The organism is Planctomycetia bacterium (assembly GCA_021413845.1).
Taxonomy (GTDB): Bacteria; Planctomycetota; Planctomycetia; order Pirellulales; family PNKZ01; genus PNKZ01.
On record JAIOPP010000115.1, the window covers coordinates 1 to 24,893 of the forward strand.

The following is a 24,893-nucleotide window of genomic DNA, read 5'->3' on the forward strand; positions in this document are numbered from 1 at the left end:
CGCACGAAATACATCGCCGCCGGAGCCCTCGCCGGCTTGCTGCTCCTGGCCGGCATCATCGTGAAAGTGAGAGACAAAGACGGCAACGTCGTCGCGGAAGTGAACGTCCCGAACGGCGCCACGGTCGAGGTCGTCCCGCAAACGAATCCACGGCTGATCGCCGCAACGCCGCTCCCACAGAAAGCGGCGCCTCCCACGTCACCTTCGTTTATCACCCCGTCGTTCGTGCCGTCGAGCGTTTCGCCCGGCGAGCAGAACTTGCCGGCGGGCAAGTGGGGCTTGCGGTTCGAGCCGGGGCAATACGTCGAGGCCGGTCCCGCGCCGCACCGCGAGACGACCGTCGTCACGACGGAGCTTTGGCTGACGAATGAGTCCGATCAGACGAACGCGCCGGTGCTTTTCGTCGGCGGACCGAATGGAAACATCAACTACGCCGACTCCAAGTTTTATATGTACACGTTTCACGGAGGGAATCCTGCGGGAATTCCAGCTGTAACGAACCGACGCATTCACCTCGCCGCGGTGAACGACGGCAAAGGGCGCAGATTTTATTTGAACGGGAAGCTCGCAACTCAATCGGACTTTGCCGGCAACCCGAATCCCGGAGACCGCAATAAGTCACTGCCGATTCGGATTAGCGATCCCGTTCGTTTCCGCGGCGTGATCGACTCCATGCGCATTTCTTCTTCAGCGAGGTACGACCAAGACTTCACGCCGGCCGAGAAGTTTACGCCCGACAAAGCGACCTTCGCCTTATATCACTTCGACGAGGGGCAAGGAAATGTGCTCAAGGATTCATCGGGCAACGGCTACCACGGCAAGATCATCGGCGCGACATGGGTCCGCGGCGGAAGTTCGCCGAATCCGACGAAAACAGCGACCGCAACGACCGCTTCGGCGTCTGCCACTCCACCGCCGCCGGGCGACTATGCATTGAATTGCCAAGGAGATGGGCCGCAATTCGTATCGCCGCACGTCGTGGCTCCGACATTGATGGTCGACGCTCGCGGACCGCTCACGTTGGAAGCGCGGGTATGGCCGTACGGTCACAATGAGGGAAGAGTCTTGGGTACCGCGGACCTCCGGCTAAGGTTTCGTTCCGCCCAGTGGAACATTTCCGCCCCCGGCCTCGAATTGACGCGGCCAACTCCGATCGAGTACCGACGCTGGTATCATCTTGCCGCCGTGCGAGCGGAGAACGAGCTGCGCTTGTTCGTCGACGGCAAGCTCGTCGCTCGCCAACCGTATTCCACGGCCGACGGCCCTCAAGGGCCGATGACGCGCGAGGCCTTGGAAATCGGCGGAGGAAGTTCGCAGATGCGGATCGACGAAATCCGCATCTCGAAGTCGGCCCGCTATGTCCAAGACTTCACGCCACAGCCCCGGTTCACCCCCGACGCCGACACCCTAGCCCTGTTTCACTGCGACGAGGGGGCCGGCACGGTGCTTAAAGACGCCTCGCCCGCCGGGTACGAAGCGAAGCTCGCGGCGGCGACTTGGATTCGCAACGACGGCGCGCCGACGACAACGACGACGAGCATGAATATCGCCTCACAGCCCGCCGCGGTGCGCTGGCCGCTCGCCAACACCAAGCCGCAAGAGATCGCCTGGCTCAAGAGCCTCAACGCGCGGGTTATCTTACGCAACGGCACCTCCGGCGATCGCATCGTGCCGTTCAACGAAGCCACGATTCCGCCCGGCCTTTGGACGGTCGTCGGCGTCGAACTCCACCGCGACAGCGGATCGAAAATCGATGATAAGGCGCTCGGGCGGATCGCCGGGCTCGTCGATTTGGAGACGTTTCTTTGCAATTTCCCTCGCGAAGGGACGACGGTTACGAAAGCGGGGCTCGAGCAGTTGAAATCGCTGGTGAACCTGCGCCACTTGCAAGTGGGCCGACTCGCTCCACCGGATGCCGATCCGGCGATTTTGGATTCGTTTCCGCAACTAGAGTCGCTCGAACTGGTGAACGAGCCGTTTCAAGGCTGGGAACCGCGCGTCGCGCGCATGGCGAACCTCTCAGCCTTGTCGCTCTATACTGTGGACGGCGCCAAGCTCGATCAACTCGGCGTGCGGCCCCGACTGATCAGCCTGCGCTTCGCCGGTTACCAAGACCATCACCCGCAGCGGCTGACCGCGGCGAAACCTTTCATCGCGGCGAACCCCTGGTGTCGGGTCACGTTCGTCGGCCTCGACGGGGACCATACGAAGCAATGGGTGATCGAGCCGACCGCTCCGCCCGAAAAGACGAGCGCGGCCGATCCCGCTTTCGAGCAATGGTTGAAGGACACGGCCGCCAAGCCGGCCGAAGAGCAGATCGCGGCGGTCTCGAAGAAGATGATGGAGCTTAATCCCGGCTTCGACGGTCTGATGAACGGCCCGAGACAAAACTCTGTCCCGACGACCGAGAACGGCGAGGTGGTCTCCTTGCGATTGAACGGCCCAAGCATCACGAACATTTCGCCGCTGCGGGCGTTCACGGGGCTCAAGCAATTGAGTTTCGGCGGGTCCGGCTCACCCGTGGGGAAGCTGACCGATTTGTCTCCGCTTGCGGAAATGCAAGTCACGGATTTGACGTTGCCGGGAATGGCGTTCGAACTCACCGACCTTTCTACGCTCAAGGGTTTGCGACTTGAGAAGTTGATATGCCGCGGACTGCGGAATCTTGTCGACGTATCGGCGATCGAAGGGATGCCGTTGAAGCAACTCGATCTTTTGGGAACGGGTATGGTGGATACGACGCCGCTCAAAAATCTGCGACTCGATCTCCTGATCCTCCCCAACGGAAGAACCGACCTCACCCCATTCCAAGGGATGCCGCTCACGCGTATCGAGTGCGGCGATGTCGCCGATCTGTCGCCGCTGCGAGGAATGCCTCTGAAGGTCTTCTGGTGTGATGCCGCACGCATTACCGACTATTCTCCCCTCTATGCATGCAAGGACTTGACCGAGTTGAGGTTCGTCAATGCGAAGATTACGCCGGTCGCGGCCCTGCAAAAGGCCCTTCCGAATTGCAAGATCGAATGGATTAAGAGATAAAGCCTCCACGCTTCGCGGCTCGACGAGCTTGGATGTTTCGTATCGCGAAGATCGCATGTTTTGTATTGGTCCCCGCCGTGACGACTTCGCGGCTTCCTGCTAATCGAGTCTCCCTTCGATGAGTGATCCTCTCCGTTCCAGCCGTCGCGATCTGCTTGCCGCCGCCGGCGCGGCCGCCGTGGCGAGCATGGCCTCCGTAGCGGAAGCGGCCGAGGAAACGACGACGCCTGAGAAGATCTTGCGGATCGGCGTGATCTCGGCCTCGGCGGGGGGCAAGCCGCAGATGAAGAACGGCCATACCTGGAACTTCGCCCAAGGCTTCCATCCGACGGTCAATATGGACTTCATCCGGAAGCATCTCTCGCTTGGGCAGTTGGATCTCTACGACAAATACTTCCGCAATCCGAATTTCAACTTTGCTAAGCTTCCGTTCCCCGACACCAAGATCACGCACTACTACGACGCCGACCCGAAGTCGGCCGCGATGTTCGCCGAGGGGTTTCCGGGCGTTCAGGTCGCGACGTCGCTCGAGAAGATGGCCGAAGAGGTCGACGCGATCTGGCTCGGCGATGCCGTCGGCGACGGCTCCGACCATTTCGATCTCGCCGCACCCGGCCTCGCCCGCGGCTTGCCGACCTTCTGCGACAAGCCGATCGGCGGCACCGTGGCGCAGACGAAGAAGATTCTCGAATTCGCGCGAAAGCACAAAGCGCCGCTGATGTCGTCGAGCCTTTATCGCCATCAATGGGGAACCGAAGAAGCGCTGCGCATTCGCGACTCCGGCGAATCCGGACTCCTCGAATACGTCATCGCCTGCACGGCCGGCGATTGGTCGCTGCCGGTATGGCACGTCTTCGGCCATCATCCGGTCTGGCTGGCGATGACGCTACGCGGCCCCGGCGTGAAAGCGGTGAACATGGTCGCCCAAGGCACGACGGCCCATGCCTTGATGACCTACGAAGATCGGAAACCCGCCGAGGTTTGGTTCGGCCGGCCCGACAAGCGGCCGACTTACAGTTTTGCCACCGCGGTATTCGAGAAGCGAACCTACGACTGGAGCCCGGCGATCAACGAGCACTACTGGCTCGGCCACCATTACCAAATCTTCCGCATGGCCGACATCTTCCGCCGCATGGTCCGTACGCGAATCGAGCCCGTGCCGCACCAAGAGATCCTCGAAGTCACGGCCGTCCTCTACGCCGCCTCGAAATCGCTAAAGGAAAAGAGCCGCTTGGTGGAACTGGCGGAAGTCATGGAAGTATAACGATTTCGAAATGCCGGTGTGCCGGTCGCTATTCTTGTTTCCCCGTCGGCATGCCGACGGGGTAGCCGCGGCACCTGATGAAAACGACGAAACTCGTACTCTGCTAGGTACGAATTCGGAATTCGCTGCTAATATGGCGAACGGCCGGTGCTGAACCGGTTCATTTCTCGACTTTGCGAAGAGCGGTTGCCGAGATCATTCCATTCCGGAATGCGCGAGCCGATCCGCCGGCGTGCCGCCTCGTTTGTCTTTTGTTGTCGTGCGAGTCGTGGGGATATCTCGGGAGCCCTCGCAATATGCGATCCTTCTTTGCCGTCGCCGTTTCGGTCGCGTTACTGATCGCGACGTCTGCTCTAGCCGCTCCGCCGGTGTCGGCAAAAAAGATTCCTTGGGCATTCAAGCCTCTTACGGCGAAAGCGCCGCCGACCGTCGCTAATACCACCTGGCCGAGCGACGATCTCGATCGCTTCATTCTCGCCGACCAAGAGTCGGCGGGCCTAAAGCCGAATGCCGACGCCGACCGCACGACGCTCCTCCGACGACTCACATTCGACCTCACCGGCTTGCCGCCGACGGAACAACAGCTCGTTTCATTCCTCGGTGATAAGAGTTCGGAGCCCGTTGCCGTGGCGCGCGTCGTCGACGCTCTGCTCGCGTCGCCGCAATTCGGTGAGCGCTGGGCAAGGCACTGGCTTGATGTCGTCCGCTATGCCGACAGCGTCGGTCGCACCTATAATCCGCCGTTCACCTATGCGTGGCGTTATCGCGACTACGTCATCGACGCCTTCAATCGCGACACGCCGTACGACCGTTTCATTACCGAGCAACTCGCCGGCGACTTGTTGCCGTATAAAACCGTGGAAGAGCGCCGTCGCAATCTCACGGCGACCGGAATGCTGGCCCTCGGCTCGCACGATCTACAAGGAGGCGATCAATCGCAGTTCGAAATGGACTGCGTCGACGACCAGATCGATGTGACGAGTCGCGCCATGCTCGGCCTGACGATCGCTTGTGCTCGCTGCCACGATCACAAATACGATCCTATCTCGACGCGCGATTACTATGCCCTGGCGGGCATTTTCTACAGCTCGCGCATTCGAGCGGGAGTTTCGTATCGGGGCGCAGGAAACGGCTACGTCGATCACGACAAGCTTATCGTCTTGCCGGTGGCGCAAGGGAGCCGCACGATCACGCCGACGCTGGTCCCGGGCGTTCACTCGACGAACGACTTCAATGCGATCTGGAGCACCGGCCGACGCGACATTCGCTACACGACCGATCCGAACCTGTGCGTCGGCGTGGAAGACGACGAGATCGCCGACTGCGAGATCTGCATCAAAGGAGATCCGCACGATCGGGCACCGGCGCCGCCGCGCGGCGATCTACGCATCCCGAATCTCGCGAAGCCCGCGAAGATTCCGTCGAAGAGCAGCGGCCGGTTGGAACTCGCGCGCTGGATCGCAACGCCGACGCATCCGCTCACGGCGCGCGTCGTTACGAACCGCGTCTGGCAGCATCTTTTCGGATCTCCGCTCGCGTCGACCCCCGACGACTTCGGCGCCACGAGCGAGGGCCCGACCCATCCGGAGCTTCTCGATCACTTAGCCGTTCGGCTCACGAAAAACGGGTGGTCGATCAAGCAGTTGATCCGCGCGATCGTATTGAGCCGCACCTACCGCCTGAGTGCCGATACTGCCTCGAACGCCGCGGCGAAATCAGATCCCGACAACCGGCTCTATTGGCGGGCGAACCTTCGTCGTCTCGAATTCGAACCGCTGCGCGACGCCATGCTCGCCGCTTCCGGAAAGCTCTCGCTCGATCCTCCCACGGGCATTCAAGTGGCGGGCATCGGCGGCAAGAGCAACAAGACGTCGGTTGCCGGATTGCTCGACGTCGACGACGCGTGCCGCACGATTTATCTGCCGGTCGTGCGTTCCCGTTTGCCCGAATCGTACGGCACGTTCGATTTTCCGGACCCTTGCCAAATCGCCGGCCGGCGCGATGTGACGACGGTCGCGCCGCAAGCGCTCTTCTTTATGAACGGCAGCCTGGCGACCGATTGCGCGGATCGCACCATCGACCAACTCCTCAACGAAACATTGGCCGACGATTCCGCGCGCGTCCGCCTGCTCTATCGCCGACTTCTCGGCCGCAATGCAACTGCCGACGAGGTACGCTCGGCCGGACAGATGCTCACTAAGCTGACGTCATCGATTCCCGAGCGTTGGTCTACGTTGGCGCAAGCGCTGATGTGCAGCGCCGAGTTCCGTTACGTCCGTTAAGAAGGTTCGTTAGCTGCGTCTGCTCATGATTCCGTCTTCTTTCGAGTCGATCGCCATGCCAAGCCATTCTCTCCCGTCGTTCGGTTTTTCGCGCCGGTTGATGCTGCGGAATACAGCCACCGGATTCGGTTGGCTTGCCGCGAAAGCGCTTCTGGCCGAACCCGTGCAAGCGCAACAGCGGGTCTTTCAATCGCCGCTCGCGCCGAAGGCGCCGAACTTCAAAGCCCGCGCCAAGCGTGTGATCTTCATGTTCATGGCCGGCGGGCCGAGCCATCTCGACACGTTCGATTGGAAGCCGCAACTCGCGAAGGCGGGACGTGGAGGAAAGAGCCAATATCTCGCGCCGATCTTTCGGTTCAATCCTGCGGGGAAGAGCAAGATCATGATCTCGGAAATCTTTCCGAATCTGGCCGAACAGGCCGATCACATGTGCCTCTTGAACGGCATGGCGACCGGCAATCCGGGCCATCAGCAAGCGACCGTCGCGCTGCATACCGGCAGCGAAAATTTCGTACGCCCATCGGTCGGTGCGTGGGTCACGTATGGCCTCGGCACGGTCGCGCAAGATTTGCCCGGCTTCGTCACGATCAATCCGATTAACGATCTCGGCGGTGCTGCGAACTACGGCTCGGCATTTCTTCCCGCGACGTTCCAAGGCACCCGCCTCGGCGGCGGTCGTGGGACGGTGCCGAATATCGCGAATCGTCGACTCAGCGATGCCGATCAACGAACGCAACTCGACTTCGTGCAGGCGACGAATCGTAAGCTGCTCGATCAAATGCCCGGCAATCCGGAATTGGAAGGGCTGATCGAGTCGTACGAGTTAGCATACAAGATGCAAACCTCGGTCCCTGAGACCCTCAACCTCGACGACGAGCCCGCGGCGATGCGCACGCTCTACGGTCTCGACGACGGTGCTTCAAGCAACTTCGGCACGCAATGCCTAATGGCCCGCCGACTTGCGGAAAAAGGGGTCCGCTTCATTCAACTCACGAGCCCCGGTTGGGACCATCATAATAACATGCGCGAAAATTTGACGCGCAATGCGCAATCGATCGACAAGCCGATCGCGGGCCTAATCGCCGATCTCAAGCAGCGTGGACTGCTCGACGACACGCTCATCGTCTGGGGTGGCGAATTCGGTCGAACCGCACGCGACGACAAAGGAGACGGCGACGGGCGCGGGCACGCCAATCGCGGATTCACGATGTGGATGGCCGGCGGCGGAGTCCGCGGCGGCATGCGCTACGGCAAGACCGACGAAATGGGAGAGAATGCCGTCGAAGGAAACATGGACATCCACGACCTCCATGCGACGATCTTGTATCTCCTCGGCCTCGACCATGAAGGATTGACCTTCAAATACGCCGGCCGCGACTTCCGCCTCACGGACACGAAAGGGAAAGTCCATACCGGGATCGTGGCGTGATCCATCTAAGCGACGTCCGAAACCGTTATTAGGTTGCGGTCGTGGCCGTTAACTCTGTAATGGGAGTTCCCTGCGTTAGCGGGAAGGGGCGGCCTTGGGGATCGGAGTATTCGCGGCGATGGTCGATTCCTAAGTGTCGGTAGATGGTCGCCAAGATATCGTGCGGATCGAGCTTGCGGTCCGTCGGGTACGCGCCGAACTTGCTCGTCGCTCCGATGATTTGCCCGGTCGGGATTCCCCCTCCGGAAACGAGAATCGACATGGCGCCCGGATAGTGGTCGCGACCGATGCGGCCGTCCCGTTGCTCGAGTCGCGGTGTCCGGCCGAACTCGCCGGTCACGACCAATAGCACGTCGCGATCGAGACCACGATCGTAAAGGTCGTTGATCAGCGTAGCGACGACATGGTCGTAACGCGGAAGGCGCGCGTTCATCGCCGTCAGCATGTCCCAATTGACCGCGTGATCGTCCCAGTCGCTCGCTTTGGAACCCGGCGCGCTGCCGGGCACGCGCACCGAAACGAAGCCGACACCCGCCTCGACCAAGCGCCGCGCCAACAACGCTTCTCGCCCGAACGAATCGTCGCCGTAGCGAGCGCGCGTGGCTGGATCTTCCAGCGACAGATCGAAGGCCCGGCGGGTTTTATCGGTCGTCATGATCTCGACCGCTTGGCGATTGAACGTGTCCATCGCGTCCATCGAGCCGCTCTGATCGAGCTTGCGCCGCATCTGGTCGAACTCGTTCAACAAACTCATCCGATCGTCGAGACGCGTCTTCTTCACCGTGAGGCTCGTATCGCGAAACCCGCCGTTGACGATCGGCACGCGATATTGCGCGGGCCAAAAGCCTTGTGCGATTCCCGGGCTGTAGTCGGGGCCGTTCAGGCAAACGCCGTTGATCGCCACCGCGGTCGGAAGACCCGGCACCCGACCTTCGTTGAATCGATTGACGATGGATCCGATCATCGGATGATGCGATTCGGCGGTGCCGGCCTTCATGCTGCGATAGCCGCTCAAAAACCGCGTGTGACCCTCGAAGTGGTTGGCTTGGTCGTGGCAGCAAGAGCGGATCAACGAGAAGCGATGGGCGATCTTCGCTTGCAGCGGCAGATGCTCGCAGATCTGCATCCCCGGCACGCTGGTATCGATCGGTCCATACGGCCCGCGAATCTCTGTCGGAGCGTCGGGCTTCAGGTCATACGTCTCCAGATGGCTCGGGCCGCCATGCACGAAGAGCAAGATCACGGATGTCGCCCGCTTAGGCTGTTCGGCGGCCGTGGCGCGCAAGCGAAGCAGATCGGAGAGGACTAATCCGCCGACGCCGAGCATGCCGACGCGCAGCGAGTCGCGTCTGGTAATCACGCGATTGCGACGGAGGGGATCGGACACAAGTTCGAGCATGGTGTGCTTTTGCTTCCACGGCGGCGGGAGACTTACTCGAAGGCGGGGCTGCTATTCTAATCGACATTCCAAAGTGAGTTCAATATGCTTTAGTCGTGAGGCGCCGCCGATCCGAATGGGTCGACATGCTCGCCACCGCCCTTAATCTCAGCCGAGGTATTGCTATGTCGAACGCCGATCGTCGTACGTTTCTGCTGGAAAGCGCCGCTGCCACCGCAGCCCTTGCGATGACGTCGACTGCTCTCTCGGCCGCCGAAGATGCCAAGTCCGGCGAGTCGAAGCCGAGCGAGCGTCTCGTCGTCGGGCTGATCGGGCCGGGAGGGATGGGAACATATCACCTCAAGACGTTGCTGGCGAACAAACAGGCCGACGTCGCTTATATCTGCGAGGTGGACGCTACGCGCGCCGCTGCCGCCGCGAAGCTCGTCGAATCGGCGACCGGGACCGCGCCGAAAGTCGTCGCGGATATGCGGCAAGTGCTCGACGACAAGTCGGTCGCCGCGGTCTTCATCGCCACACCCGATCATTGGCATGCACCGGCGACCATCTTGGCTTGCGATGCGGGCAAGCATGTTTACGTCGAGAAGCCTTGTTGCCACAACATTCGCGAAGGCCGGCTGATGATCGAAGCGGCCCGGAAGAACAAGCGGATCGTGCAGATCGGCACGCAGAGCCGCAGTTCGGCACATGTGATGAAGGCGATGCAACTGCTGAAAGAAGGGGCGATCGGCGAAATCATTTCGGCGAAGGTTTGGAACAGTCAGAAACGGCGCGACATCGGACATCTGCAACCGAGCGATCCGCCGCCGACCCTCGACTATGACACGTGGACCGGACCGGCGCCGCTGAAAAAGTATCAGGCCAATCTACTCCCCGCCTCATGGCGCTGGTGGTACGACTTCGGTTGCGGCGACATGGGCAACGACGGCGTTCATAACCTCGACATCGCTTGTTGGGGGCTCGGCGTCGAGACGCATCCGACGACCATTGCAGCCATCGGCGGCAAATACTTTTTCGACGATGACCAACAATTTCCCGACACGCAAAACGTTCTGTTCGAGTATGCCGACGAAAAGACGGGCAAGAAGAAGCAGCTGCTCTTCGAACAGCGCATCTGGTCGCCGTACGGACAGGAAGGCTACGAGAACGGCAACGCGTTCTACGGCACGAAGGGCTGCTTGATCATGGGACATACTACCGGCTGGCAACTCTTGGGCCCGCGCAACAAGGTGATCGATTCGATGACCGGCAGCCCGGATCTCGCGGCGCACCATCGCAACTTCTTCGCCTGCATCCGTTCCGGCGAGCCGACGCATGCCCCGGCCGAAGTCGGGCATCTTTCCGCCTCGCTCTGTCATCTCGGGAATATCGCGACCCGGCTGAGCCGGATGTTGTCGTTCGATCCGGTGACCGAGCGGATCGTGAAGGACGACGAAGCCGACGCTCTGGTACATCGGCAATACCGAGAACACTGGGGAACACCGCGCGGGGTGTGAGCTAGCGACATCGGGCGATGAGCAGCCTGCATGAAACGGGCCTAATGCGGCTCTTTCGGCCGTTTGTATACCGCGCCGGCAATCAAGTGTAACGCCCCGGCGTTATACTTTTATCGACCATCGCCCACCCGGACTCTTAAGCTGGTTCTTAAGAGAAATAAGCCATGTTGCAGATTCTTTTCGTCGCCCTCGCCGTTGCCGCGGCACCCGCCCCCGTGTCCGCAACGTCGGACTCTTCCGCTCCGCCGACTCAACAACAGATGGTTCAAACGGTGGAGCGCAGCCTCACGTTCTTAGATAAAAGCGGCACCGAGTGGTGGACGAAGACCAAATGCGCTTCGTGCCATCACGTGCCGATGAGCATTTGGAGCATGACCGAAGCGAAGAACCGAGGGTTGGCGGTTAACGTCGAATCGCTCGCACAATTACGCGACTGGGCGGTTCCCTCGTACGATAAACATCCGAAGCTCAAACCGGTCGCTCAAGACGGTGAAGAGAAAGGCTTGAGCTTGAACACGATCTATCTGATTCAAGCCGTGACGCCGACCGAGAAGCTCGACGATGCAACGACCCAAGCGTTGAAGAAGTTTGCGCTGCACTTGCTCGATGCTCAAGAGCCCGATGGGTCTTGGATGTCGTCGGCGAAGTTGCCGCCGGTTGGGGATAATACGGAAGTCCGGTCGATGCAGGTACTTTTGGCGCTCGCGACGGCCGACGACCGAGGGCTCGTCGACAAGGCTCGCTTCACGGCGGCGCGCGATCGGGCCCTGGTATGGTTGCGCGGTCGTAAGTTCCTCGAGCAAAACCAATCGTTGAATCTGCAAGTGCTCACGGCAAAGCGTTTCGGTAAGCCGGCCGACCTTGAGCCGCTGGTGAAGCAACTCCTCGCGCAGCAGGAAGCCGACGGAGGCTGGAGCCAAACGAAGGAAGCACCCAAGAAAGACCTGAAGGAATACGAAGAAGAAAAGCCCGCCGCGAACGCCACCGCAACGGCAACGAAACCAGCGACCGAAATCGTGAAGACGCCGAAGGCGCATCTGGAGAAAAGCGACGTTCCCGAGACCGGCGACAAAAAGGGGGACGGCAAGAAGCCGGCCGGCGGGCCTGTCGAAGCCCAAGTGCGAGGCAGCGACGCCTTAGCGACGGGCCAAACGATCTACGCCCTGATCGTGGCGGGAGTCGACCCGAAACAGCCGGCGATTCAACGTGCCCAGGCTTATCTCGTCCGCACGCAGACGAAAGATGGCTCTTGGCTGGTCCCGTTCCGCGCTCAGAAAAACTCCGGCCGAGCCCTTTCGCACTACGGCACCGGCTGGGCCGCGATCGGTCTGATGCAGACACTCCCGTTGTCCGTGGGTGCGCCGAAGACTGAAGGTTTTTCGGCGAGAACCGTCGCAGTGGAATAGCTTTCGCAACGGCGCGCATCCGCTTCGAGCCATCGCCATTTTGCATTTCGGCGTGGGCGAGAAGCCGGTCGAAATCGGCATGAAAACCGATTTGATTTTCCGGGGAGGTTTACCGGTCGGGCTGCGTGGTTAAGATGACGATCCGGAACCGCTGTCGCTTGAGACACCGGTATGCCGTGCTTCCGTCGTCACACGCTTTTCGCCCCTCCTTAAGTGATCCTCCCCATGTTTCGTCGGCTGCTTGCCTTGTGGATCGTCGCCTGTCCGTCGTGGGTTCTTGCCGTCGAACCTGAGAAAGCAGCGAGCGCCGCGAAGGCCGCGATCGCGACCTTCAAGCTTCCCAAGGGAGTGAAGGCCGAGCTGTTCGCCGTCGAGCCGCAGGTGGGCAATCCGGTCGCCATCGCGCTCGACGAGCAAGGGCGATTGTTCGTCGCCGAGGAATACCGCTTCAATCTCGGTACGGAAGAGAATCGCACCCGACCGTTCTTATTGGAAGACGATTTGCAACTTCAGACGATCGAAGATCGGCTGGCGATGTATCGCAAGTTCGCCGATCGCTTCGAAGGAGGCATGGCTTGGTTCACCAAACATGCCGATCGGGTGCAACTCGTCGAAGACCGCGACGGCGACGGCCGCGCCGACCATTCCCAAACCTTCGCCGAGTTCCAAGAGCCGCTCGACGGCTTGGTCGCCGGCGTGCTCCCCTTCGACGGTGACATCTATGTGACTTGCATTCCCAACCTCTGGCGGCTGCGCGACAAAGACGGCGACGGTCGGGCCGAGCAGCGCGAAGTCGTCCATCGCGGCTTCGGCGTCAACGCGGCATTTCTCGGCCACGACCTACATGGGCTCGCTTGGGGGCCTGATGGTCGGCTCTACTTTTCGGTCGGCGATCGGGGCTTTCACGTCGAGACGCGCGAGGGAAAAACCTTGCACGGCCCTCGCACCGGTGCGGTGTTTCGCTGCGAGAGCGACGGCAGCCACCTCGAAGTGGTTCATCGCGGTCTGAGAAACCCGCAGGAGCTCGCGTTCGACGACTTCGGCAACCTCTTCGCGGACGACAACAACTGCGACAAGGGAGACCGCTCGCGGCTGGTGTATGTCGTCGAAGGGGGTGAGAGCGGTTGGAACATGGCGAACCAAACGCTCGTCGCACCGTATCTCACCGGCCCGTGGCATGCCGAGAAGACTTGGTCGCTCGCCGATAAACAACAGCCGGCTTGGATCGTGCCGCCGGTCGGACACTTGGGCGCCGGCCCCTCGGGCTTCGCCTACTATCCGGGCGTCGGCTTGCCGGAGCGCTACCGCGGCCACTTCTTCATGGCCGACTATACGGGCAACGGCGGACTGGAGTCGTTCGCGGTCCAGCCCGACGGCGCAAGCTTCCGTATGGTCGACGATCATCGATTCATGGAGCCGCTTCGTCCGACCGACGTCGAATTCGGATACGACGGCAAGCTGTACGTCTCGGAATTGCCCAACCTCGATTGGAACGGCGGCAAACCATCGGGGCGAGTCTATACGGTGTTCGATCCGGCGCTACGCGCGGCGCCGATCGTCGAACAAACAAGACAACTATTCCAAAGCGGCTTCAAGCAACGCTCAAGCGAAGAGCTGACGGGCCTGCTATCTCACGCCGATCTTCGAGTGCGCCAGCGTGCGCAATTCGCCCTGGCTGCGCGGGGCGACGAAGCGACGAAGATATTTCAGCGTCACGCATCGTCGAAAGACCCGCTCTCGCGGCTGCATGCGATTTGGGGCTTGTGGCAACAAGCGCGCAAGACACCCGAGGTTGCGAAGCACTTGCCGCCGCTCCTCGACGATGCCGATCCGGAAGTGCGCGCCCAAGTCGTACGCGTGTTAGGAGATGTCCGTTATCAACCTACTGCCGCGAAGCTTGTTGCGCTGCTGGCCGACTCAGCTCCACGGGTTCGCTTCTTCGCAGCGATCGGGCTGGGGCGACTCGAACATCGCGCCGCGGTCGGGCCGCTCACGGCCATGCTGCGAGCGAATGATAACCGAGACCTGTACCTGCGTCATGCGGGTGTGATGGGCCTCGTCGGCTGCACCGACACCGATGGAATTCTTACGGCGGCCCGCGATCCGAGCCCGGCGGTTCGCATGGCGGCGTTGCTCGCGATGCGCCGACGAAGCGATGCGCGCGTGGCGATGTTTCTCGACGACGCCGAGATGCCACTCGTGATGGAATCGGCACGAGCCATCAACGACTTATCGCTCGACCAAGCGACTCCGGCTCTTGCGAAGGCCCTCCCGCGCGGCGCGGCGAGTGCCGAATACGAACCACTCATGCGCCGCGCGATCAATGCCCATTTTCGCCTCGGCACGACGGAGAATGCGCAAGCGATCGTCAAAGTCGTAAGCGACGAGCGAGCGACTCCGCTGATGCGCGCCGAGGCCTTAGCGGCGCTCGGCGATTGGACGACGCCCGGCCCGCGCGATCGGGTCACAGGTTTCTGGCGACCTCTCCCACCGCGCGAGCCGAGCATCGTCCGAGGTGTGCTTGCCGAGTCGGTAGCGTTGCTTCTCGCTCGAACATCGGGAGACCTGCAAGCGGCAGCGATCAAGCTCATCGTGCGACAGGAGATTAAAACCGACGACGATTCCTTTTTCGCGATGGTGAACGATCCCGCACGCCCCGTGAATACCCGAATCGAAGCATTGCGGCTGCTTGCCGCACGGCGTCATGCGAAGCTGCCACAAGCGATCGAAACGGCGCTGGCCGCCGAGAGCCCGAGATTGCGTGCCGAGGGGCGCGATGTATTAGCGACGATCGAACCAGAAAGCGCCGTGAAGAAACTAAACACACTGTTGAACGACGCGTCTGCTACGGTGATCGAGCGTCAACGAGCTTTCACCACTTTGGGCGCGTTCAAAGCGTCGGTAGCTGAACCACTGTTGATTGCTTGGGCCGAGAAGCTTGCAGAAGGCAAAGTCTCTGCGGATCTGCAACTCGACGTGTCGGAAGCACTCGCACCGCATACGCAGCCGGCGATCGTCGCGGCCTTGGCAAAGTTCAAAAAAACGATGCCCGAGAAGTTTCCGAAGTTCGGTATGTCGCTCGTCGGCGGCGATGCCGAACGGGGGCGTGCGATCTTCACCGGCAACGCGACCGCACAGTGTATCCGCTGTCATAAGATTCGCGGTGAAGGAGGAACGGCGGGGCCCGACTTGACGCAAGTCGCCACGCGTAATACGCGGCTCGAACTGCTGCACTCGATGCTCGACCCGAATGCGAAGATCGCGCTCGGCTTTGCTACGGTAACGTTGGTACGCGGCGATGGAACGTTGGTCGCCGGCGTCGTAAAACACGAGGATGCCAAGTCGGTGACGATCGAGACCCCGACGGGAGAGAAGGTTACGGTTCCGACCGCGGAAATCGAAGATCGCACGAGCCCGACCTCGGCGATGCCGAGCGTCGAACGGGCTCTTACGCCGAACGAGGTGCGCGATCTGATGGAGTTTCTCTCGACGCTACGTTAATAAAATACGCCCCGCCGCACCGACGCGGCGCAACTAAGGAAATGCAGAGTCATGAAACGACTTTTTCCCATCGTGTTGCTCCTGCTTCTCGTGCATTCGACCGCGGCCCACGACCCGTCACGCAAAGCGGCGGATAAGCAACGCGGCGGAGTTGTCCGAGTCGAGCCAGATGAACATGACGAACACGACCCAGTCGCCGCGAATTCGCCGGCGCGGTGGTGGAAGGGAAACCTGCATACTCATACGCTGTGGAGCGACGGCGACGACTTTCCGGAGATGGTCGCCGAATGGTATCGGACCCAAGGCTATCATTTTCTCGGGCTCTCGGACCATAACATCCTTGCACAAGGGCAGCGTTGGAAGGCACGCGACTCGATCCTCAAGCGCGGAGGACCGACCGTTGTCGAGAAGTATCTCGCTCGGTACGGTTCTTCTTGGGTCGAAACACGCGGCTCCGGTGATGCGACCGAAGTTCGTCTGAAGCCGCTCGATGAATTTCGTGCGCTGGTCGAGGAGCGAGGGAAGTTTCTGATGATTCCCTCGGAGGAGATCAGTGACAAAGTCGATGGTGCGCCGTTGCACATCAACGCCACGAACATTCTCGAAGCGGTGCAACCGCTCGGAGGCGCTACCGTCACGGAAGCGATCACGAATAATCTTCGCAACCTGCATGACCAAGCCGAACGCTCGGGCCGCGAAATACTAGCGCATTTGAATCATCCGAATTTCGGCTATGCCGTCACGGCGGAAGATTTGGCGCATGCCGTGCTCGAACGGCATTTCGAGGTCTATAACGGTCATCCCGGCGTGCATCAACTCGGCGACGATCATCACCCGAGCGTCGATCGGATTTGGGACATCTGCAATACGATTCGCCTCGTCGACCTTAAGGCCGCGCCGTTGTTCGGCATGGCGACGGACGACAGCCACAGCTATCACGGCAAACCGGAAGCATCGCATCCGGGGCGAGGCTGGGTGATGGTCCGTTCGACACACCTCACACCCGAATACATCGTGCGTGCGATTAAGGCCGGCGATTTTTACGCCTCGAGCGGCGTCGTACTGACCGAGGCGCGCTACGATGCCGAACATAAATCGCTGGAATTGGAGATCGAGCCGCACGGCGACGCCGTATTCACGACGCAATTCATCGGCACGCTTCGCGGCGTCGATGTCGTAGGCAGGCCGATTGCCGCGCCCCCTCCGGAAGCGAACTCGAAGGAAAAGAAGCCGACCCGTCGTTCGCACAAATACTCCGATGAAATCGGCAAGGTGCTCGCCACGGCTACGGGGCCGAAAGCGCGCTATGTGTTCACCGGCCAAGAGCTTTATGTGCGTGCCGTGGTCACTTCGAGCCAAGCGGCCGATGATCCGTCGTTCGAAGGACAACGGAAGCAAGCGTGGACGCAGCCCGTCGGCTGGGAAATCCCTAAGACGAAGGCGGTAACCGAGCCGAAGTAGTGATGAAGTCGAAGTCGCGTGAATGAACCGTTACTGTGCTCCGGCGAATTTAATCGGAGTTCGAGGGGAGCGGTATTCTTACCGAGATTCGGGTGCCTGCGTCTTGCTCGCTCTCGATGATACATTCGCCTCCGAGGAGGCGCACACGTTCCGTCATGCCAAGCAATCCGAAGCCCTTGTTGCGCGACTTCGCCACGTCGAACCCGCAGCCGAAGTCTCGAACTTCGAGGGTCAGGTTTCCGTCTGCCTGTTTCATTTCGATTCTGATAACGTCGGTGTCGCTATGCTTCTTGGCGTTGTTCAAGGCTTCTTGTACGACGCGATAAACGGTCGTTTGAATCGTCTCGGGTAAGCGGCCGATCTCGGTATCGCATTTCGCAGTCACGTGGATTCCAGAATTCTCGAACTGGCCGATCAAGTCTTCGATCGCAGCCGCGAGACCCGAGTCGTCGAGCACGGCGGGTCGTATCCCTCGAATAGCGCGCCGCCCGTCTTCGACGCCGCGCCGCAGATTATCGATCACGGCTTGGATCGTCGGTGCAGCGGGACCGTCGGAAAGCAGAGCTTGGCGGCTTTCCAGCAACATCAGCGAACCGACGGCGTACTGAATCAATCCATCGTGAAATTCACGGCAAAGAAACTGCTTCTCATCCTCTTGGACTTCGATAAGATTCCGCAGCAGGTTTTGTTTGGCGATAAGCGCTTCGTGGGCCTTCTTCAAATCGGTAACGTCCGTCGAGATGCCTCCGAGCGCGATCATTTTTCCGGCTTCGTCGCGCACCGGGAATTTGATCGATCGATAGGTGTGCAACCCATCGGGATGCGGCGCGTCTTCCTCGAAGTCGAGCGGAGCTTGCGCTCGCCAAATCGCCGCGTCGGAATCCACAAACCTGCGAGCGACTTCCTCAGGGAAAATGTCGGCGTCCTGTTTCCCGATGAGGCTTTCGTCTCCTTTTTGAAAAAGATTACGATGCATTTGGTTCACGATCAGATAGCGCCCCTCCGGATCCTTGAGATAAATGACCGCCGTCGTGTTGTCGAGGATTCCGGTAAGCTGCGCTTCTCTGGTTCGTAAATTATCTTCCGCGTTTTTTCGGTCGGTGATGTCGACGCACACGCCGATCACCTGATTCGGCTTTCCCGACGCATCGCAAAATACGCGCCCGACCGCTTCGATCCAATGAATGCTGTCGTCGGGCCACACGACTCGGTACGTCGTCCGTTCCGGCGCATCGTTTTTTATTGCTCGCCCGATCGCTTCTCGCACGATTGGCCTATCTTCCGGATGGATGTTCCGATCCGAGTCTTCGATTCGCGTCTCGGTAAGCTCCGGAGGACGTCCATGAATCTTGGCCTGAGTTTCCGAGGAGCGAACTCGATTCGTCGTCAGATCCCAAGACCAATAGCCCATGCGTCCCGCTTCCAGAGCCAAGAGAAGCCGGGCTTCGATATCGGTCGCCTTGTCGCGTGCGCGACGTTCCAGTTCGGTGATCAGAACAAGGATGAGCGCTAATACGAAATAGAGGGCGATGAGGACATAGAAGGCCGTCGTAAATCGAGTCGACAACGTATACTGCTGATAGGTGACGAAGCACAAGCCGCTGAGCAGAGCGAGTACGCCGGGGCCACGGCCTCCGAAGCGCGACGCCACGATCACGGCCACCAAAAAGTACGAAGAGGTAACTCGGTTTCCGATCCATAGTCCGGTGCCGTACCACGCGAGTCCGGCGACGACGCAACAGGAGATCGCGATGCCGTATCCCCGCAGCGATCTTCTCTGGCTTTGATTCATCGAGCGGTTACCTAGATATCGGCGAAAAGCGGGACGGCTTACTCGAATTGCGTGGGGATAAGCCGCACGACCAGCACGACTTTATAAAGCGAACGGCCGGATTATTCCATGCTCGCGAGGAGCATCTACTTCATCCCCCAAACGACTGCATAGCCGAGCGGCGGCCGGCCGACGTTTGTGACACCAGTCGAGGTAAAGGCGCATAGCGACTGTCGTGTCAAATGAACTTTCTCGGATTTCGTCCGCACCGAGCGCCATGAATTCGTCGGTCACCTCACTGCCTATCGTGCGCTCGCTGGCGACGGAGCGACGAAACGATATACTACCGGACGCTTCGATTGCGATGCCGCGAAATGAGGGAGCGTTAAACGTGGATGCCGTCGGTCCATGGATGCTTCTGGCAGACGATTGCACGACGGAGAATCTCTCGATCTTCGATCCGGTGTCGCCTCATGCGCGGGCGATTGCGAACCTGTCGAACCTGGTGTTCGCCGTCACGGGATTGATCTTCATCGTCGTCTGCGGAATTCTGCTCTATTCGCTTTGGCGATTTCGTAGTCGGCCCGACGACCCGAGCACGGAGCCGGCTCAGGTTTATGGAAGCCAACCGATCGAAGTCGCGTGGACCGTCGCTCCGGCGCTCATCGTGTTCTTTCTGGTGCTCATCACGACGCGCACATTGTGGGACGTGAATGCCGATCCGCCGCTGCCGCACCCCAACGACGGCGCATTATTCGTTACGGTCGTCGGCCGGCAATGGTGGTGGGAATATCGCTACGAAACTTACGATGGTCGGCCGCTCGGCTTCGTCACAGCCAATGAACTGCACATACCGGCAAGCGAACCGGGAACGGAACGACCGGTCTATCTGAAGTTGGAATCAGCCGACGTCTGCCATAGCTTTTGGGTGCCGCGGCTGGCGGGAAAAGTCGACCTGATCCCCGGCCGCACGAACAGACTGACGCTCGTTGCCGAAGAGCAGGGGACCTACCTCGGTCAGTGCGCCGAGTACTGCGGAACGCAACACGCCAACATGTTGATCCGCGTCGTCGCCCAGAACCCGGCCGACTTCGATTCTTGGCTGGCGAATCAAAGTCTGCCGGCGCGCGAAGATCCGGCGATGAGCGAAGGCAAACAGGCGTTTCTCGCACAATCGTGCATCAATTGTCATCGCGTGCGAGGCACGCCGGCACAAGGGGGCTACGCACCGGATCTGACTCATCTAATGAGTCGACAGACGTTGGCTTCGGGCCAGATTAAGAATACGCCGGAAGACTTAAACCATTGGGTACGCGACCCGCAGCAGATCAAGCCCGGCAGCCTGATGCCGGCGTTCGGCTTGCCGACTCGCGACCACGACCTAATCGTTCGCTATTTGAATTCGTTGCATTAATAGTCGCGGCAGTAAAGCTCACCTTCCGTCTTCTCGAATATCGTAGTCGTCGATCATGTCTCTCGCCGATCCATCTCGCTCGCTCGAACAGTCGCGGTTGCCGGTGGGCACGGCAACTAGGCCGACAGCGACGACGGTATTGCATGAATGGATCACGACGGTCGATCACAAGCGCGTCGGGATCATGTATGTGCTGCTGAGCCTGGTGTTCCTCGTGATCGGCGGCATTGAAGCGCTGTTGATGCGTTGGCAACTGCTCGCTCCGCGTAGCGATTTCCTCGGGCCGGACACATTCAATCAATTGTTCACGATGCACGGCACCACGATGGTCTACTTCGTGGGAATGCCGATTCTGATCGGAATCGGCAACTATCTGGTACCGCTGATGATCGGAGCGCGCGACATGGCGTTCCCTCGCCTGAACGCCTTCGGCTTTTGGATTACGTTGTTCGGCGGCTTGCTTGTGTACTCCAGCTATGCCACGGGAGGCGCTCCGGCGATCGGCTGGTTCGCTTACGCCCCGCTGACGGAACGAACCTTCGCGCGCAGCGCGGCGACCGACTTTTGGGCGCTGGGATTGATCGTCAGCGGCATCGGGTCGCTGACCGCGGCGATCAACTTCATCGCCACGATTCTCGCGCTCCGCGCGCCCGGCATGACGATGCGGAAGATTCCGTTCTTCGTTTGGACGATGCTTTGGACGTCGTTTCAGATCTTAATCGCAGTGCCGCCGCTGACCGCCGCACTTTCGATGATCATGCTCGATCGCCAGTTGGGGGCGCACTTCTTCGATGTCCAAAACGGCGGCTCCGCATATCTGTGGCAGCATTTGTTTTGGTTCTTCGGCCATCCCGAAGTCTACATTCTGATCTTGCCGGTGTTCGGCATGGTTTCGGAAATCATTCCCGTCTTCTCGCGCAAGGTGCTGTTCGGCTACGAGTTCATGGCCGCGGCCACGTTGGCGATCGCGTTCATCAGCCTCGGAGTGTGGTCGCATCACATGTTTTGCGTCGGGATGAATCGTACGCTCGATCTCTACTTCGCCGCGGCCAGTTTGCTGGTCTCGATTCCCACCGGCATCAAGTTCTTCAACTGGCTTGCGACGATGTTCGGCGGCCGCATTCGTTTTCAATCGCCGATGTTGTTCGTCTGCGGTTTCCTGTCGCTGTTTCTCATCGGCGGGTTGACCGGCATCATGCTCGCCGTCGCACCGTTCGACTTCCAACTCTCCGACAGCTACTTCGTCGTCGGCCACTTTCATTGGGTGCTCATCGGCGGCACCCTCTTCGGCACTTTCGCCGGCATCTTTTATTGGTATCCGAAAGTGACCGGACGGATGCTTTCCGAGCGGTTGGCGAAGTGGCAATTCTGGTTCCTTTTCTTCGGTTTTATTTTGACGTTCGGCCCGATGCATGTGGCCGGCTTCCTCGGCATGCCGCGGCGCATTTACACCTACGACGCCGATCGTGGCTGGACGATTTGGAACCAACTAACGACGCTCGGCGCGCTCGTCCAAGTGCCGAGCTACGCGATCTTCGTCTACAACGTCGTCGCTTCTCTATGGAACGGGAAACCAGCCGGCGACGATCCCTGGAACGCCTGGACTTTGGAATGGGCGACGACGTCCCCTCCGCCGTCTTACAACTTCGAGGAAATTCCAACCGTCTATAGCCGGCGTCCTTTGTGGGACATAAAACATCCCGACGATCCCGATTGGTTGTACGAATGAGCGCAGCGCCGCCGAATATCGCCGTGTTTCCCACTCCGCCGTCGATTACGTCGGAGCCGAATCTGAACGGCCCGCAATGGGGTATGGTCGCGTTTCTAGTTTCGGAATTCGCGTTCTTCAGCACGCTCTTGGTCGCGTACGTCACGTTCATGGGGCAAGACACCCACGGCCCGACGCCGGCCGAAGCGTTGTCGCTGCCGCTGGTTGTCGGCAACACTTTATGCCTGTTGTTGAGCAGCGTCGTGATTCATCACGCCGAGAAAGCGCTCGACTCCGGAAGCCAAACGAAGTTCCGACTTTGGTGGCTGGCGACGATCATCCTCGGCGGCGTGTTCCTCGCAGGGACCGCTTACGAATGGCACGACCTGATCGTCCACAAGCGATTGACGATTAGCCGTAATCTCTTCGGCACCTCCTTCTTCACGCTCGTCGGCTTCCACGCTCTGCACGTCTCCATGGGTGTGATCGCGATGCTGATCGTGTTTGGCTTGGCGATGCGCGGCGAAGTCGCCGGCCCAAGGCATACCGGCGTTCAGCTGATCGCTTGGTATTGGCATTTCGTCGATGTGGTGTGGGTCGCGGTGTTTCTGCTCGTCTACGTGATCGGCAGGAGCACCGGCGCATGACTCTCGAACCTCCCGCCGCTCAGGAATCCGCCGGAGTCGACATGCCTGCGCCGACCGCGGCACCGCTGGTGTTGTCGTTGGGGATCGTCCTCATGGCGGCCGGCGTGGCGACGAACATGGCGTTTCTATTAACGGGCGGCGTGTTGTTCGTCGTCGGTCTGGGCCGGTGGATCTCGCAGCTCTTGCCCCATCGCGGACACTGCCGCGAGGCGCTCGTCGAGCCGGCGCTCCGACCACGACCGGTGGTCGTCGAGCCGGGAGCCGTCGAACGGATGCGGCGCGGAATGCCGGGCTATCGGCTCCGGTTGCCGGAAAAAGTCCATCCGCTGTCGGCAGGCGTCAAAGGGGGAATCGTCGGCGGCTTGGTCATGCCGTTGCCGGCTTTGGTATACGGTGTTCTGAGCGGTCGCGGTATCTGGTATCCGATCAATCTTCTCTCGGGCATGCTGCTGCCGAACGTCGGTGATCTGAGCGTGGCCGAGCTTGAGCGATTCAGCCCGTCGCTCTTGCTGATCGGCGTCGTCATCCATGCGACGATCTCGTTGATGCTCGGCTTGATCTATGGCGTGTTGATGCCGATGCTCCCGCACCTGGCAAGGCCCATCGCTTGGGGCGCATTGCTCATGCCTTTGCTCTGGACGGCGGTAAGCTATAGCGTTTTAGGCGTCGTCAACCGGACGATTCGCGGATACATCGAATGGCCGTGGTTCGTATTATCGCAATTGATCTTCGGCGTCACGGCGGCGATCGTCTTCATGAGAATGTCGCACCGTAATCGTTACATGGCCGGCTTCCTCGGCGGACTCATCGGCGGCGCAATAATGCCGATCCCCGCTGTGCTGTGGAGCTTGCTCATGAAACACGGCATTTGGTATCCGGTGAATCTCCTGGCGGCGATGGGTTATCCGAACCCCGGCGAATTGTCGATCGAACAGTTGGAAAGCTTTCATCCCACCTGGCTGGCTTTCGGCGTCGCCGTACATCTCGCGTTGACGATCTCCTTCGGTTTGGCGTTCGCGTTGGTGTTGCCGCGAATGCCGTCCATTCCCGGGCCGATTGCTTGGGGCGGACTACTCATGCCGCTCTTATGGACCGCCTCCAGCTACGGTTTGATGGGGGTCGTGAATCCCGTGTTGCAGCAGCGTGTCGATTGGGCGTGGTTCGTGGTATCGCAATTCGTATTCGGCGTCGTCGCGGCGATCGTCGTGGTCCGGAGCGAAGAGGTTCACATTCCGCCGGCAGGACGAGGTGCCGAGCGGACCGATTACATCGCTAGTGATCCCGAGGCGCAAGCGTGACCGCTTCCCACGAACGACGATCGCGATGGTTCGCCAAGGCACCACTAGCGTGTGCGCTTGCGGCTCTACTTTCGCTAGCGCTCGCAGGCTGTGAATTTCCAGGCCAACCCGATCCGGCCGATCGACCGATTCCGGAAGATCAACAACTCGATTTCGGCTTACTCTTTCAGCGTAACTGCGCGGGCTGCCACGGCGCCGAAGGCAAACTGGGGCCGGCACCGCCGCTGAACGACGAGCTCTTCCTCACGATCATCCCCGACGCCGATTTACTTTCCTTAATTCGTAGCGGCCACAAGGGGACGCCGATGCCTGCGTTCGCACAAGCCAACGGCGGCCCCCTTACCGAAGCTCAGGTGTCGGCACTCGCGACCGGCTTGAAGCAACGGTGGAAGCCTGCATCCCCCACCTCCGCAATGCCGACGACAAGCGTGCTACCTCCATATCGCTCGCCTCTTGCCGAAGCCGGAATAACCAAGAAAGGCGATCCGGTGCGCGGGGCGCAACTTTTTGCGAAGGCCTGCGCCGAATGTCATGGAGCAGACGGAAAAGACGTCGATCTTACGATTCACGATCCCGATTTTCTCACGCTCCTCAGCGATCAAGTTCTACGGCGCATCGTCATCACCGGCCGTTCCGATCTCGGGATGCCAAGCTATGCAGGCACCGAGGGTCGATCGGACGACTTCCAACCTTTGACATCGACGGACATTGACGATGTCGTGGCGCTGCTCGCCGCATGGCGGCGCGGCCCTCTCAGCAAGAGCGAGCTCAAGTAAGC

General features: G+C 60.3%; 15 protein-coding genes. 13 read left to right on the forward strand and 2 right to left on the reverse strand.

Annotation, left to right across the window (positions count from 1 at the left end):
• The 4 genes from K8U03_20500 to K8U03_20515 form a co-directional block, all read left to right on the forward strand.
• Positions 1-3,039: hypothetical protein (locus K8U03_20500; GenBank protein ID MCE9607273.1), on the forward strand; the 3,039-nt coding region annotated here is incomplete at its 5' end.
• Positions 3,040-3,157: 118 nt separating this feature from the next.
• Positions 3,158-4,303: a Gfo/Idh/MocA family oxidoreductase gene (locus tag K8U03_20505; GenBank protein MCE9607274.1), complete on the forward strand. Its 1,146-nt coding sequence runs from the start codon at positions 3,158-3,160 to the stop codon at positions 4,301-4,303.
• 296 nt (positions 4,304-4,599) lie between these two features.
• The gene (locus tag K8U03_20510; GenBank protein MCE9607275.1) at positions 4,600-6,585 is read left to right on the forward strand and encodes a DUF1549 and DUF1553 domain-containing protein; all 1,986 of its coding nucleotides are present in this window, start codon (positions 4,600-4,602) and stop codon (positions 6,583-6,585) included.
• A gap of 55 nt (positions 6,586-6,640) precedes the next feature.
• Positions 6,641-8,014: a DUF1501 domain-containing protein gene (locus tag K8U03_20515; protein MCE9607276.1), complete on the forward strand. Its 1,374-nt coding sequence runs from the start codon at positions 6,641-6,643 to the stop codon at positions 8,012-8,014.
• Positions 8,015-8,042: 28 nt separating this feature from the next.
• Here the strand turns inward: K8U03_20515 and K8U03_20520 are convergent, their stop codons facing one another.
• The gene (locus K8U03_20520) at positions 8,043-9,413 is read right to left on the reverse strand and encodes a DUF1501 domain-containing protein (protein MCE9607277.1); all 1,371 of its coding nucleotides are present in this window, start codon (positions 9,411-9,413) and stop codon (positions 8,043-8,045) included.
• 164 nt (positions 9,414-9,577) lie between these two features.
• Here K8U03_20520 and K8U03_20525 point away from each other — a divergent pair, with 164 nt between their 5' ends.
• From K8U03_20525 to K8U03_20540, 4 genes are all read left to right on the forward strand, one after another.
• Positions 9,578-10,909, forward strand: coding sequence for a Gfo/Idh/MocA family oxidoreductase (locus tag K8U03_20525; GenBank protein MCE9607278.1), 1,332 nt, complete (start codon positions 9,578-9,580; stop codon positions 10,907-10,909).
• 164 nt (positions 10,910-11,073) lie between these two features.
• The gene (locus K8U03_20530) at positions 11,074-12,315 is read left to right on the forward strand and encodes a hypothetical protein (protein ID MCE9607279.1); all 1,242 of its coding nucleotides are present in this window, start codon (positions 11,074-11,076) and stop codon (positions 12,313-12,315) included.
• 225 nt (positions 12,316-12,540) lie between these two features.
• Positions 12,541-15,816, forward strand: a complete 3,276-nt coding sequence (locus K8U03_20535) for a HEAT repeat domain-containing protein (protein ID MCE9607280.1) — start codon at positions 12,541-12,543, stop codon at positions 15,814-15,816.
• A gap of 51 nt (positions 15,817-15,867) precedes the next feature.
• Positions 15,868-17,277: a hypothetical protein gene (locus tag K8U03_20540; GenBank protein MCE9607281.1), complete on the forward strand. Its 1,410-nt coding sequence runs from the start codon at positions 15,868-15,870 to the stop codon at positions 17,275-17,277.
• 49 nt (positions 17,278-17,326) lie between these two features.
• Here the strand turns inward: K8U03_20540 and K8U03_20545 are convergent, their stop codons facing one another.
• A complete protein-coding gene (locus K8U03_20545; protein ID MCE9607282.1) occupies positions 17,327-19,069 on the reverse strand; it encodes a PAS domain-containing protein in 1,743 nt (580 codons plus the stop codon).
• 391 nt (positions 19,070-19,460) lie between these two features.
• Between K8U03_20545 and coxB the strand changes: the two genes are divergently transcribed.
• From coxB to K8U03_20570, 5 genes are read left to right on the forward strand one after another with little or no spacing between them, the layout of a single operon-like run.
• Entirely contained in the window at positions 19,461-20,462 is a 1,002-nt protein-coding gene (gene coxB / locus K8U03_20550) for a cytochrome c oxidase subunit II (GenBank protein ID MCE9607283.1), read from the forward strand.
• A gap of 55 nt (positions 20,463-20,517) precedes the next feature.
• Positions 20,518-22,191 (forward strand): cytochrome c oxidase subunit I, encoded by a 1,674-nt coding sequence (ctaD, locus tag K8U03_20555; protein MCE9607284.1) that lies wholly within the window; start codon positions 20,518-20,520, stop codon positions 22,189-22,191.
• Positions 22,188-22,817 (forward strand): cytochrome c oxidase subunit 3, encoded by a 630-nt coding sequence (locus K8U03_20560; protein MCE9607285.1) that lies wholly within the window; start codon positions 22,188-22,190, stop codon positions 22,815-22,817. The genes ctaD and K8U03_20560 overlap by 4 nt, the downstream gene beginning before the upstream one ends.
• Positions 22,814-24,115, forward strand: a complete 1,302-nt coding sequence (locus K8U03_20565; protein MCE9607286.1) for a hypothetical protein — start codon at positions 22,814-22,816, stop codon at positions 24,113-24,115. Before K8U03_20560 ends, K8U03_20565 begins: the two co-directional genes overlap by 4 nt.
• A complete protein-coding gene (locus tag K8U03_20570) occupies positions 24,112-24,891 on the forward strand; it encodes a c-type cytochrome (protein MCE9607287.1) in 780 nt (259 codons plus the stop codon). The genes K8U03_20565 and K8U03_20570 overlap by 4 nt, the downstream gene beginning before the upstream one ends.
• Positions 24,892-24,893: the final 2 nt, after the last annotated feature.